Annotated in this window: 8 protein-coding genes and 1 rRNA gene; 1 reads left to right on the top strand and 8 read right to left on the bottom strand. The window is 33.7% G+C overall.

The annotated features are described in order from the left end of the window. Positions 1 to 88: ribosomal RNA gene (locus HNQ00_RS04420) — 16S ribosomal RNA — on the bottom strand; the annotation flags it as partial. A gap of 1,368 nt (positions 89 to 1,456) precedes the next feature. Between HNQ00_RS04420 and HNQ00_RS04415 the strand changes: the two genes are divergently transcribed. Continuing rightward, entirely contained in the window at positions 1,457 to 2,719 is a 1,263-nt protein-coding gene (locus tag HNQ00_RS04415; RefSeq protein ID WP_173837113.1) for a site-specific integrase, read from the top strand. Between the two features lie 23 nt (positions 2,720 to 2,742). On the opposite strand, the gene HNQ00_RS04410 is transcribed toward HNQ00_RS04415, so the two are convergent. From HNQ00_RS04410 to HNQ00_RS04380, 7 genes are all read right to left on the bottom strand, one after another. Next, entirely contained in the window at positions 2,743 to 3,843 is a 1,101-nt protein-coding gene (locus HNQ00_RS04410) for a Fic family protein (RefSeq protein ID WP_173837112.1), read from the bottom strand. A gap of 332 nt (positions 3,844 to 4,175) precedes the next feature. Then, entirely contained in the window at positions 4,176 to 6,776 is a 2,601-nt protein-coding gene (locus HNQ00_RS04405) for a tetratricopeptide repeat protein (protein ID WP_173837111.1), read from the bottom strand. Next, positions 6,776 to 8,410: a 5'-methylthioadenosine/S-adenosylhomocysteine nucleosidase family protein gene (locus tag HNQ00_RS04400; RefSeq protein WP_173837110.1), complete on the bottom strand. Its 1,635-nt coding sequence runs from the start codon at positions 8,408 to 8,410 to the stop codon at positions 6,776 to 6,778. The genes HNQ00_RS04405 and HNQ00_RS04400 overlap by 1 nt, the downstream gene beginning before the upstream one ends. 71 nt (positions 8,411 to 8,481) lie before the next feature. Next, the gene (locus HNQ00_RS04395; protein WP_173837109.1) at positions 8,482 to 11,361 is read right to left on the bottom strand and encodes a type I restriction endonuclease subunit R; all 2,880 of its coding nucleotides are present in this window, start codon (positions 11,359 to 11,361) and stop codon (positions 8,482 to 8,484) included. Positions 11,362 to 11,363: 2 nt separating this feature from the next. Next, positions 11,364 to 11,936 (bottom strand): hypothetical protein, encoded by a 573-nt coding sequence (locus tag HNQ00_RS04390; RefSeq protein ID WP_173837108.1) that lies wholly within the window; start codon positions 11,934 to 11,936, stop codon positions 11,364 to 11,366. Positions 11,937 to 11,946: 10 nt separating this feature from the next. Beyond that, on the bottom strand, positions 11,947 to 13,188 hold the full coding sequence (locus HNQ00_RS04385; RefSeq protein ID WP_173837107.1) for a restriction endonuclease subunit S: 1,242 nt from the start codon (positions 13,186 to 13,188) through the stop codon (positions 11,947 to 11,949). A gap of 2 nt (positions 13,189 to 13,190) precedes the next feature. Then, positions 13,191 to 14,753 (bottom strand): type I restriction-modification system subunit M, encoded by a 1,563-nt coding sequence (locus HNQ00_RS04380; RefSeq protein WP_173837106.1) that lies wholly within the window; start codon positions 14,751 to 14,753, stop codon positions 13,191 to 13,193. Positions 14,754 to 14,969: the final 216 nt, after the last annotated feature.

Here is a 14,969-nt window from a genome sequence, read left to right as displayed (position 1 = left end):
CTGGTTCCGAAGAACCATACCCCTCGACTTGCATGTGTTAAGCCTGCCGCTAGCGTTCATCCTGAGCCAGGATCAAACTCTTCATCGTATATTATCTGCTTATCACTAAGCTATTTATTTTTGACTGAAGGTCTAGTGGTTTTTTAAAATCTCGCGATTCTATTACTCTTATTCTTTTGTTCTAACATCTCTGTTAAAACGGCTGTCAATTCAATATGTCTAGGAACGTGTTCTTATCTTTTAAATCTGAAATAAATTCAGATTAGATCACTTCGTTTTTCACTTTTCGTGTTTCTCGAAGCGGGTGCAAAAGTAGAAAACCAATTCGTTTCTCGCAAGAAAAATTTAAAGTTTTTTTCAAAGAGATAAATCTCTTTTACTTCTCATTTTCTTACCAGTGTGTCAAATAACTTTTCTTGTTCTGCGGGGTGCAAAAATAATTGGTTTACTTTAATCTCACAAGCTTTATTTGATATTTTTTTAAAAAGAAATATTCTCCTTTATATCAGTAATGCTTGCCAGTGTGTCAGTGAACTTATTCGTTGTTGCGGGTGCAAAAGTAGTGAGTCTTCTCCCTTAAACAATACTTTATAATCACTTTTATTTCACATTTGTTTAACCTTAGCTTTAACTCACTGAAAATGCAAACTTTGTGAAGCACTCTTTTTTTAAACCTTTTATTAATTGTAAGAATAAACGTTTTTTCTAGCATCAGTTTTATTAAATCCACGCCATGTTTAGCGCCTTTATTGAAATGCAGTAGCTCGTAAAAGCTTTTTCTATGACCACTCTTGGATTAAGAATACTATATTAAGATTGCTTACTTCCTTAAACATTCGGGTTTCTTGCTTTTGGAAATGAAAAAAAACATGGATCAATCCCCTACTCCACATATATAGGCATCAAAACTCTATCTCCTTCCCCGCAACCATAGCCCGGATAGCAGCGGCATCCTTTAGTGGTGGGGTTCACCACTAGAGATAGAGCGGATAGCAGGAAATAGCTCCTAGGAATCATAATTTTTACCATTCTTATATATAAGTGAAAAAATTTATTCTCAATTTTATAGGGTTTTAGTTCTTGAGATTTTACTTAGAAAAAATTTCTGAAACCGTCAAACTCAGCTGGATTAGTTGGTAATATCCCCACTAAACATCTCAAGTAAAGACCTTGTACGCCATCATAAAACCTCTCTCCTTCTAAATAACCAACAGCAAACATTTTTCCATAAAAAAACCGACACTATATATAGTATCGGTTTTTAAGTGAAGGCAGAAGGATTCGAACCTTCGACCGCCTGCTTAGAAGATAGGTGATTTATCTTTTCCTTTGATTTCTTTTTGTTTACTTTATTGATTTTCAACTAATTATAATTGAAATATTTTTCTTTTGAATGATTATTTTTTACTTTTGTCATATAGATGTTCGTCAAATGTTCGTCAAAACCATATTTAACATGATTTCAACAAAATTTACAATTAAAAAAGTCCCAAATAAAGATGGCAAGCACTCTATTATATTAGTATTAGTTAAGGACAGACGCAATACCTCTATGGCTACAAGTTACACTTGTGATTATGAGACATGGAGCTTTGAAACCCAATCTTTAAAAATTAGCAAAAATGCTAAAGAGATTAAGAGGATCAATGAGATCAATAACTTCATCAACAGAACAAACCAGAAGATTGAAGATTTCATTAGAGAGAAACGTCGCTTTAATGAAGATTTCACCATTACTGAAATCTCGCATGAGATTAAAGCTGAAACTCTAGTGAAAGCAACTGCATTAGACTATTTAAAGTTCCATCAAGAAATTATGGAAGAATTTATGTTAGCTGATAAAATTGGCACAGCCAAAATTTACAAAGAGACTTTAAGCTCCATCAAAAAATTTTGCGGAAAGTCACATCTACGATTTCAAGACTTGAACGTTGCCTTCTTAGAGAAGTACGACGCCTTCCTAAGAAGTAACGGCGGAACTGACAGCGGAATCAGTTTTAAGATGCGAACAATTAAAGCTGTTTTCAATAAAGCTATAAAGCGAGAAATCATTTCGGATAAAACATACCCCTTCAATAATTATAAAACATCAGCATTGAAAAAAGAAGCTAAAAAAGAATATTTAACCACAGAAGAGTTAGACAGATTAATAAAGGAGGATTTCAGTAAAACAAAAGAGTTACAATTTGCGAAAGACATGTATCTTTTTAGTTTTTATTGTAGAGGAATAAATTTTATTGATATTCTAAAATTAGCAAATAATAATCTGTATGATGATCGACTAGTATATGTTAGAACCAAAACAGGTGTTGTACTGGATTTTAAATTAACCGAAGATCCACGTAAATTGATTGAGATCTACAAACTTGAATCTTACAGTTCCTTTTTATTCCCTCTATTATTAAAAGAAGAGTTAACTACTGAACAAATTAAGAACAGGAGTCACAAATTGCTAGGTCAAATAAACCCTGCATTAAAAAAAATAATGGAGGTATTACAAATCAACAAGAATATTACGTTCTATACCGCTAGGCACTCATTTGCCACTTTTTTAAAATTCAAGCACTTACCTATTGATGTTATTAGTGAAATGCTTGGTCACAAGGATATAAAAGCAACGATATCCTATTTAAACAAATTACCTAATAAACAATTAGATCAAATCATTGATGATGTATTTGCTAACTGGAGAAATACTGAGGTATTAGAAACACTTTGAATTACAAAAAAGGAAGTAATATTTTAAAGAATCTCGTTCAAAACGTAATGTGTACTTCTACCACCTGAGTTGGCTTTGACTAAGATACCTTTATTTACTAAATCAGTGATATCTCTTAATGCGGTGTCTGGAGAAGTCTTGGTCATTGTAGCCCACTTGCTTGTATTCAAATTACCTTCAAAATTATCCATGAGCTTATTAAGCATGGTTTGCTGACGGTCATTACTAATCTTACTAGCATTCTTCATCCAAAAATTGTGCTTTGCTACAACTTTATCAACTATCACACTTGAATGGATTATACTGTTTTTTAAACATCCTAAAAACCAGATAATCCATGCTGTGATATCAAGGTCATCTTTCTGAGTTCGTTCTAGGATGGTGTAGTAGCTTTTCTTTTGTTTATTTATCTCTGTAGACATACTATAGAATCTTTGGTTGACACCATCTGATTTTGAAAGTTGCATATCAGTAATTGCTCTGGCTATTCTACCGTTACCATCATCAAATGGATGTATCGTTATGAACCACAAATGAGCAATAGCTGCTTTAAGTAGCGATTCTAATTCTTGTTCGTTATTATACCAATCTACGAACTGCTTCATTTCGCTATTTAAAAGTTCTGCTTTTGGAGCTTCGTAGTGAACCAGCTCCCTTCCCATTCCTCCTGAAACTACTTGCATTGCACCTGATCGCCATTTTGCCACTTCAATTTTATGCATCCCACTTCTACCTGTTGGAAACAACGCGGCATGCCAACCAAACAAACGATCTTCAGTAATTACTTTGTCGTCATTTTGAGTAGCATCGATCATCACTTCTACAATCCCATCTATATTGCGATCTGAGTTTTCCAATCCAGAGTATTCTAAACCCAATCTAGTTGCAATTGAGGATCGCACCAATTCAGGATTTAAAATCTCTCCTTCTATTTCAGAAGTTTGCAAGACGTCTTGAATTAAAGTTTCTAAATTAGCTTCTCCTTTTAGTTCGAAGCCTAATAGCTCCACTTTACCCATAAGTTTGCCCTGCAAGTTTCTCACCTCACTTAATAGCGAAATAAATTCCTGCTCTTCCCATGAAAACGTGGGCCACTTTTTAAGTTGGTGTATGTAGATTGCCATGACTATATTATTTGATGCGGTAAATATAGTGTTTATTCTCCGCAAAAAATGCGGTGAATAGATTGATTATTCACCGCATTTCAGAATTATTACATCAAAGATAGATTAAGGTTTAACGAAAAACAACAGCTACAATTCTAGATCAAATGAAAAAAGCAACTCCTAAATGTAAGGAGCTGCTTGAAATTTCTTTTCTAACTGATGAAAGGAAAGAGAATTATTTGGAGTTGTTGGATCGTAAAATAATGTCGTTTAATTAACCTTGGCAAAAAATGCGGTGAATAATTTGATTATTCACCGCATTTTTTATTTTAACGAATTTTCAGATTGACCTAAATAATTAATTTACATTTACCACTTTTTAAGTCTGATTCAATCTTTTTATACTTAGCTATTATTTCACTATTATTTTCATACCTAACTTTTACCATATCATTTCGACCAATTTTTTTATTGTTGTAAATTGGTACGTCTCTGTGTACAATCGATAGGATGTTTTGGCATTGAATAGTAATATTTTGTATGCCTATTTGTCTAATAAGAGTATCTCTTAAATATTGCTCTTCAAAGGTCTTTACCTGATATATGATATTTGAAGCTATTGATTTAGCTTGTTCTATTTGCCCAAATTCAATTTTTGATTTCATCTTTATAATATCAATCAATAAAATTGTAGTCTTTAACTCATCTGATAGCTTCAATTTCAATCTTTCGCCAATATTGATGATTTCAATGATAGTCTTAAAATCTTTTAAATTTAATAAATTTTGACTAAGATTAAGGTAGATTGTTATATCATCTAAGTCTATACTTTTGGTGTAAACCTGATCTAAAAACCGCATATATTCTACTTGATAATTATAAGTAAAATCAATATTTATACTAGCTAATAATTTTAGAACATTATAAAATACTTCAGATTTATCATCAGTACATTTTTTATACAAATATTCACTTAATTTATAAATTAAATCAATTGGATAATCAAGTTCTTGAGCAAATCCTACTAGTTTCTCGAGAATAATTAGAGAATCACTATAGCGAGACATTCTTGTACTTTCAAATTGAACAAGATCATTAAAAACAGCGTATTTTTCTACTTTGAAAACTTCAAGCTGTATTTCACGTAAGAGTTTATATGTAAATTTTATATTTGTAAATTCTACATCTTTAGTTGCTGTAAGATCGTTATCAAATATGATACTAACGATAGCATCTATATAATCTGCCTGCTTTAAAGCAGTAACTTCTTTTCGATATAGATTAAATAAAATTGCTGGTTTAAATTTGATAGGACTGATTGAAAGTGCTTCTGTTAAAAGTTTAGTAGACCTAAAATCCTCTGCATTTTTCTCTAAATCTGCTAAAAAGAATAAAGCTACAGTTCGTGATTCAATAAATAAACTATCACTAATTTTTTTATAATCCTGTAACTGAGAATTTGCTATTTCCAAAAGTAGTTCTTTGGATCTTTGTTTTTCTAAAACACTTTTTATCTTTAAAGATAAAAGCAGCCCCAAATTAATTTTTGCAGATAAATAATTCTCATCATTAGAACCACCTCTAACTATTTTTTCAAAAGCTTCTTGAGCCTCTGGTATTCTTTTAGTATTTTGAAATATATAACCTTTAAACAACTCTGTTTTATAAAAAAAGTTTCCATGTTGCTTAGGATCAAAATCAACGGTCAACAAATATTTAAGTGCATCATCAAATTTGTTTTCATAGTAATATGATAAACCTAAATAAAAATTGCTGACATTAAAATCTTCATTTTTTTCTATAGTTCTATTTTCTTGTGTTAAATAAGCTTTTAGGGCGCTAATGGCTCTTTTGAAAATGCCTTCGTTATAGAAATCTATACCTTTTTCAAGTAAATTTACTTCAGATCCTCGAATAGAACTAATCCATTGTGAAGACAATGATTCCTTAATAATTCTATTTTTTATTTCAACATCATTCTCTGTATAATTGATAATTCCTCCTAAATAAAGCTTTTGCTTAATATTATCAGATATTACATCACCTTTCCCGTATTCTATTTCTATGAGTGCATCTTGAATAGCAGAGTCTTTTTTAACAATCTCCCTGATATTGTCAACTGGAGGTTTATCAAATGCTGTCAAATAATGTACTTTTATGATAGAGTCGATATCCAATTCACTATCAATTACTGCACTTTGATCTTCAATTATACAACATATATCCCAAGTTAATCTTGGGTTGCCGTTGGTCCAGTAAAATATACGAGTTTTTATTTTCTCAGCTAAAAAACTTAATTCCGCTTTGTGTAAAAAAGAGTCAAACTCACTTCTTGTAAAATCATTTAGAAAAATTTTTTCTCCTATGTTAAAGGGCGAAATTTTTGGATCTTTAATTAATTCTGATGGCTCTACAACTCCAGATAATAAATAAGTTAGACGATCAAATTCATTGTAATTTGTTCGTGCAAAATAAACACTTCTTATTTGAGCAAAAATTCTATCAGAGTATTCAACTTTTGTTAAAGCATCTATTTCATCGAGAATAATAATTAATTTTCCTTTAATAGATTTTAATAGCATCCTCAGCTCTTTCTCATGTTGCTTATGAGGAGGTAAGTCACTATTCGCTTTTCGATATTCCCTAACATCTATTTCAAGTTGAGAAAAAACATCTAAGTTAGTTTCAATTGCAGTATCAATAATATTTCTAAAACATTGAGTTTCATTGTCAAATAAATTTGATAAATCAATATAGATAAATCTGTCATCATCATTACTATATTTTCTTCGAGCATTAATTAACAGATTAGTCTTTCCCATTTGCCTTGATACCAAAACATAACCCGGTCTACCCATATCCTCCAAAATATTTTTTACTTGTCGGTCTGCACTTCTTTCAACATAAAGGTTTGAAGGTACAATTGTATATGGTTTAAGAATTTTATTCATTATACGGTAATTTCAGAAGTTGTTTGAATAATTGCATTTTCTATATTTAATGTAGTAATCCCACCAAGTATATAAACATTTTTGAAGAACTTTTTGATCCATCTTGGAGAACCTTTTGAAAGTCTAATTAATTTTTTATTAATTAAATTATCAAGTTTCAAATCGAGTTCTTTTTGAATTAAGGTTAAGAGTAAAGTCAGCTCATCATTTGTCCAATCTTCAAATTCAATAAACCTTATTAATGATCTAATTTTTTGCTGATACTCTTCTATGTTTTCTTCAGGGGAATAAATTGATGACAATACATATTTTATATTAACATTTGCATTTACAAGTGAACTGGATATAAATAAAGAGAATATTCTTTTTGTGAAAACTTTGAAAGATTCGTCATTTCCTAAAGGAATTTCATCTATTAAGATAAAAATAGTTTTATCGGGAAAATGTTTTTCCAAAAGTAAATTAATTTTGCGTATTGTCTTTTGATGATTTTTGTTAACATCTATTTTACAATCAGGCTCTAAAACAGAACTAAGCTCTATGTATATTTCATTAAAAAAGTCATCTATTCCAAACCCCACACAATTCGCAAGACTTACAGAAATACTTTGAAAACTATTCTGAATAATATTTCTAATTACAGAGATTGATTTTCCCCTACCTGATTTTCCATGAACCCAAATCGATTGATAATTTAAGCAGTTCAATATCAATTCATCTATTTTTCTTTCGATGTAATATTCTTCTTTTTCTACGTTGTAAAGATCAAAAAGTACTTTGTTAACTTCCGAAGGTTTTTTGTTTCTGGATAATATGTCCAAGATTTTATCTTCGTAAGGATTTAGTCCAATACTCTTAAATGCCTCAAAACTAGAGAAGACTTCTAAGCAAAGTGAAGTGGCAGAAAGCATCGCTGTTTTTTGATTTTCATCTTTGTTCTTATCTTTATTTCCATCTGCAAAATCACAAATTCCTTTTACTAAAATCCATTCGGTTTGACCATTGGCAGCTGCGTAAAGTCCAACCCCTTCCATCTCTCCTCCTTTAGCCTGTCCGTTAAAAGAAGTCAACTCATCCCGACGTTTGATACTATTGATTAATTCTTCACCAGAAAAAACTGGCGCTATAATTTTATTAGCTTTCCTTGAATCAAGTGGATAGTCCCAACCTCTAGCATTTTTAAACTTATTAATAAGTAAAGTACTGGTTGGAACAGCTTGTGCTCTTATAGTAGATTTTTCATCTGTTATTTTTTTGAAATTATATGGAATAATACTGTTGGCCACCAGAACATCACCTACTTTTTGTTCTTTGTCATCAACACCAAATGCGATACCTATCATCAATGTGACTTTAGGTTTAATAAACCTTATTGCTTCTCTAACTGTAATTATTGAACTTGTGGCTCCAATGGATCCCATTGTATCGCACTGCAAATGTATACAGAGATACCCACCAAAAACACCCTTATAATATGTTCTCTCTTCGTGATTTGCAAAAAGTATTTTTTCTTCACCAGAAACTGCTCTTAACTTAGAATGCAGTATTTCAGTTTCAACATCTGTTGCCGTTACAATTAGTAAAATTGTATCTTCAACATTAGTTAATTCATTTTGTTTTATTTCTTTATACATTTATTATAAATAGACTTTTAATATTTATCTTCTTCGTACTATTAGTACTTCATTGAATTTTCATCCCCCATCTAAGCTACCATCCCCTTCTCAAACAACTCCACAAACTCCTTCATCTTCGCAATAATCCTATCCCCAATGACTCTTGCTTGCAAAATACTTGGTCTGTTGTCTAGGCATTGAAAAACCTCGTCTTTGATGGGTTCACGACCGCTGTAGATGTAGGCATCGATTAAGGCTTTGAATTGTGCTTTGTCTAGGTGTTCCTCTTCACAGAGCTTTCCTAAAGCTAGTACTTTTTGTTCCTGCCAGAATTTCTCAAATTCTTCTTCAATGTTATCGCCGTCTTTGATGTTCGGCAGGTTCTCGTCTATGAATTTCTGAATCAATTCTCGCTTGCTTCGCAACTGAATGTCTCCACCCAATAAATCCAATATGGCTTTGCGCTGCGCTTTGGCCTCAGAAGTGTTCGTGCCTTTCAATTGTGATATCAATTTCAATATGTACGCCACATTGATTTGATCACGGTGGATCAATTCCAACTCAAAATCGATATCGTCTAAGATTGATGTTTTCTGTTTCTTGGTGTCTCGCTTTACCTTCTCATACAAATCAAGGTACTTACTTTTGTAATCCTCAAATTCTTGTTCGTCTATGGCAATATCTTCCCAATCAAAATCGGTGTAAGATTGCAGTACGTTCATGGCACGCAACAATTTCCTAAAGGCTTGCACAAACAAAGCTTCGGCATCTTCGGTTTCTAGGTCGTCAACACTTTGAAAGGTTGGCGTGATCTCTCGCATTGTTTTTAGAGCTTCTTCAAACCTTTCAGCGATTTTATCATAGTCCGGCATGGTCACCACCTCGATGGCATCTTTGTTCGAAAACAAAGTAATAGCCTCGTCTGTCGCTTTTTTTAGATTTCGAAAAGAAAGTATATTACCCTGCGATTTCTGTTCGCCTAAAATCCTGTTTGTTCTCGAATACGCTTGAATTAAGCCATGCTGTTTCAAGTTTTTATCTACGTACAAAGTATTTACCTTTTTAGCATCAAAACCAGTTAGCATCATGTTCACGACAATCACAATATCCAAACGATCTTTGGCATCATTGAAGTTTTTCTTCTCACGATCTTTCAATCGTTTGCTAATGTCTTTGAAATACGATTCAAACAACGCTGAATCCTTCGTTGTAAAACTCCCATTATACATTTGGTTGTAATGCCCAATATAGGTTTCTAGTTTGTCGCGACTGTGGCTAGACGCATAGGCCGTTGGCCCTTCTGCAGCCATACCAAATTCGGATTCTTCATCATCTGGAAGATAGTCTTGTGCTTGATCTGAATCTTCATTGGCGCCAAAAGTAAAAATTGTAGCAATGCGCAAATCATGTTCTCCTGCTTCTTTCTTTTGTTGGAATAAATCATAATACTGCACGGCATTCGGAATGCTACTTACCGTTAACAAAGCTGAATATTGCTTGTTGAACGTTTTTTGATCGTGATGTGCTATAATGTAATCTACAATTTTCTCGATACGCATAGGCGAATCCAATACTTCTTGTTTGTCGATGTCTTCGACTTCTATATCAATAAACGATTTGCTTTTGTTCTTGTATTTCCCCACGTATTCTATTCCAAAACGAAGTACGTTCTCGTCTCGAATGGCATCGGTGATTACGTATTTGTGAAGGCAGTCGCCAAATAAATCTTTGGTGGTGCGCTTTCCCTTATCATTTTTAGAAGCATTCTCGGCAAAAATGGGTGTTCCTGTAAAACCAATCAGCTGACTTTTATCAAAAAATTTGGTGATCCTTTCATGGGTTTCACCAAATTGCGAACGGTGGCATTCATCAAAAATGAAAACTATTTTTTTATGGCGTAGCGGTTCTATTTGGTGTTTAAAACGGTCTGAAACGGCATTGTTTAATTTCTGAATCGTCGTTAAAACTAACTTGGTGTTGTCTGTCAATTGTTTTACTAAAGATTGGGTATTGTCGGTTACATCAACGCTGTCTTTTTTGAAGGCGTTGAATTCATTCATCGTCTGGAAATCCAAATCCTTTCTATCTACCACAAAAACCACTTTGTAAACATCGGGCAAATCCATCAAGATCTGACTGGCTTTGAACGAAGTTAGTGTCTTACCCGATCCCGTTGTGTGCCATATATAAGCATTGTCACTAGTGTGCGTAACTTGCTTGATGATGGCTTCAGTCGCATAATATTGGTACGGACGCAACACCATCATGATTTTGTGGGTTTCGTTGATCACAATATAATGAGCAATCATTTTACCTAGTTGTGTAGGATTTAAAAACGCTTTCGCGAAAGGCATTAATTCGGTGATATTTTTATTAGTGGCATCTGCCCAAAAGAAAGTTTGCTTAACCGATTGCAGTTCGTTATTAGCCAAATATTTGGTATTTACACCATTGCTTATCACAAACAATTGCACGTACTGAAAAAGCCCGCTATTGCTCCAAAACGAATGCAATTGGTAGCGATTGATTTGGTTAAAAGCTTCTTTGATCTCTGTACCCGAACGTTTCAATTCTATTTGTACCAAAGGCAAGCCGTTGACCAAAAGCGTGACATCATAACGGTTTTTATAACTTCCTTCTAATGAAATTTGATTGGTAACCTGGTATACATTAGCCGCCGTATTTTCGCTATTAAAAAAACGAACATAAAACGAAGTACCATCTTCCTTAGTCAACTGAAAACGGTCGCGCAAGGTTTTTGCCTTTTCGAAAACACTGCCTTTGGCAAGATGATTCAAAACGGCATCAAATTCCTTGGTTGTAAATGTGGTTTGGTTGAAAAGCTCCAACTGACTTTTAAGATTAGAAACTAAAGCGTCTCCATCTTGAATTTTTACAGACGCATAGCCTAAACCCTGCAATTGCTGGATTAGGTTGTTTTCTAATTGTAACTCGGATTGGTGTGCCATAGTTATCTCCTTTGAAATAATGATAATTCTAATTCTGCTAGACTGTGATTAGCAAAGAATTCTTTTTTACTTATTAATTCACGTGCACTATTCATTACCTTCAAATAGTGATTTTCATCTGTAAATTGTGTCCAAGCTTTTAATTCTAGTCCTCTAATCCCTAAAGCTTTCAGTTCTTTATTCAACAGTTCTTGAATGATTCGATCTACTGGAAAATGCGGTGGAGATTGGATATGTCCCAATGACCACATGTACTTTAGATAGAGATTTAGCATTTTTTGCGCTATGCCAAAATTGATTTTCTCATTATTAAACAGTTCCGAAAAATTAGAACTATAATCACTTACTCTTTTAATATTTTCAATATGCTCAGTATCACTGACCATTGTTGTTTTATAACTATCTAATATCGTGTCTTCTATAAAAGATCTAATACTTTTTTTGAAAAATCCTTTTTTTTGTTCTTCCTGATCCTTCGATCTATAAATATTTGATCTTTGAAAAGCGCCGCCAAAAGTTAAGATCCAAATTTCATTTTGAATAAAATCGTATTGTAGTTTCTGTAATACTGTCATAATACTTTTTTTAAACAAACATTTGTTGCATCAACCCTTTTTTCCATATCGTGGCTTGGTCTATTTGTTCTTGGCAATGATTGATTTTGACATCAATCGCCGATAGAAAATTTGCGATTTTCGTTTGTTCGGGTAGTGAGGGAAACGGTATTGGCATTTTGTAAAAATCACCCGTTGAAAAACTCATTCTATCATCTCTTGCGCCATAATTTGAAATATCTTCCATATGTTTAAACCACATAGATGATGCAAAGAATTTTTCAATAAAATCTAGATTCCCAGTTTTGAATCTAAAAGCAGAATATAAAGGTGACATAATTCCAGTTTCTAAATGATTTCTTGATATTGGGCCAACTGGTGCTGTACTAGAAATTCTAGGGTTGTATATAAAGTCATCGTTTTCAATTACATAATAACCAGTCAAATTATTTTTATTGGCGATGTCTTTATCAAAAAAGTCTCTCTGATTTACAATTCCTTGCACAGCAGAATTAGTAAAAACTAAACTAATTTTATTGTCTTTATTCTTTACAATTCTTTTTTCAGCAACCTCCCCCAACTTTTTCTCCTCCCAATCCGCATAATCATTGCCATTATCATCTTTAAACCTAAGTTCTTGTGTGAAAATTTGCTGCATCACGCCTTTTTTGTATTGCTCCAAAAGGGTTTTCTTTTGGTTTAGTGCGGTTAATTTTTCGTCGACTGCGCTGATGAAATTGGCGATTTTGGTTTGCTCGGGAAGTAAAGGGATATATACTTTATATTCCAAGAGATCAGCTACTGTTATATTAGCTTGATTAGCATTACCTCTTTTTATTTCCTTTATATGAGAAATATATTTATCTGAATTAATGTATCCGAATATAAAGCCATTATCTATAACTGTGGAAGAATTAAATTTAAGTAAATTTTGATTTAAAAGTCCTTCATTATCATTTGTAACAAAAATTCCACGACCTACTGCAGATTCTATTAATTCTGGCTTTGATCCAACAGTAGTAATTATAATATCAGTCTTATTAATTTTATATTTACCATAACCTTCACTATTATCTACATAAATTTTATCATTCGTATTCTTAATTGTCCTAGCACTTAAATCTGAAACTCTGACAATTCTGGTTCCTTTATCAGAATAAAATTCAGACTTAAATGCAAATCCTTTTACATAATTTGTTACATCACCCAACTTGTTCTCTTCCCATTCCCCCGTAAACTCAGGAAAACGTACTTGTGGTATCAATTTTTCCATAATTAAAAAGGTATTTCAATTCCTAATTCTGTACAAAAAGCTGCAATCGATTTATCGGTCGTACTTATTTGTTGGTCTAAAGTTTTAATTTCGAGAGCAATGGCGTTGATATCGATACGAGCTTCGGCCTCGAAGGTGTCTACGTAGCGCGGGATATTTAAATTATAATCATTTTCGGCGATCATGGCCAAATTGGCGATTTGCGAATATTTATCCTCGGCCGTGCGGTTTTTATAGGTGTTGATAATTTTAGCAATGTGTTCGTCTAGCAGTATGTTTTGGGTTTTTACCTTATCAAAATGTTGGCTGGCATCGATAAATAAAATATCATCGGGGTTTTCGCGTGTTTTTTTGAGGACCAAAATACAAGTCGGAATCGAGGTTCCGTAAAAAATATTGGCGGGAAGGCCAATCACGGCATCGAGGTAATTTTTGTCTTCGATTAGGTATTTACGTATGTGACCTTCGGCACCACCGCGAAACAAAACGCCGTGGGGCAAAACGATAGCCATGGTTCCGTTGTCGTCCAATTGATGCACCATGTGTTGTACAAAGGCAAAATCGGCTTTGCTTGATGGCGCTAGTTTTCCGTAGGCTGAGAAACGCTCATCGGTCATAAACAGCGGGCTTGCGCTCCAGTTGGCCGAGAAAGGCGGATTGGCAACGATGGCTTCAAAACGCTGATCGATGTGTTGCGGACGCTCCAAGGTATCTTCGTTCTTGATGTCGAAGCGTTTGTAGTGTACGTCGTGCATAATCATGTTCATACGACAAAGGTTGTAAGTCGTAGGATTCATTTCTTGACCGTAAAACTCGCTTACGTCTTTGACCTCTTTGGCCACACGCAACAATAAGGAACCTGATCCACAAGTGGGATCATAAACGCTTTTTAGTTTGTCTTTGCCCACAGTTACCAGTTGCGCCAATACGCTACTGACTTGTTGTGGGGTGTAGAACTCGCCTGCTTTTTTTCCTGCGCCACTGGCAAATTGCCCAATGAGGTATTCGTAGGCATCGCCCAAAACATCAGAGTCGGTATTTTCTAGGTCGAAATCTATTTCGTCTAAGTGTGTAAGGACTTTTACGATGAGTTCGTTTTTGTCGTTTTCAGACTTTCCGAGTTTGTGAGAAGTCAAATCCAAATCAGAAAACAAGTTTCCGAAATCTTCTTCGCTTTCAGACCCCATTGTACTTTGCTCAATATGCGTGAGTACTTTGGCAAGGTCGCCTAGAATGAAATTGTTTTTACCGCCTGCGTTTCCTCTGTGTGCCAATTCAGAAAACAGCTCTGACGGCTCTAAGAAGAAACCGAGTTTATCAATAGCCAATTGCTTTAGTTCTTCAAGTAAAAGGGCTTCGTCTGGGTGGCCTTCGACTTGTGCAAAGGTCAATCCGTCGGGTTGTAAGATGGTGTTGGCATACAAATCCATCTTGGTGCTTAGGTATTTGTAAAAAATGAATCCTAATATATAATCACGGAAATCGTCGGCGTCCATTTTGCCACGAAGGGTGTTAGCGATGTTCCAGAGTTGTTGTTCTAATTTTTGTTTTTGTTCGGCTGCCATGAAGCAATTGGAGTTTTGTATTAAATAAGAAAATTATGACTGCTAATGTATAGAAATTATCCTAATCTATAATAAGAGAATCTGTAAGATCATCGAAAATAATTATATATTTTCTTTCCATTAGTTTCTTATGGCGTCTTTTAGTTGCTCCTTAACCTATTAGGAATTTGCTGTCGAAATAAAAAATGTAAGTTGAAAAGTTATTCTAAAAAATCC

This window comes from Flavobacterium aeripolare (assembly GCF_013294025.1).
Taxonomy (GTDB): Bacteria; Bacteroidota; Bacteroidia; order Flavobacteriales; family Flavobacteriaceae; genus Flavobacterium.
The sequence above is the reverse complement of the archived record's forward strand: the minus strand, read 5'-3'. Positions and strand labels throughout refer to the sequence as shown.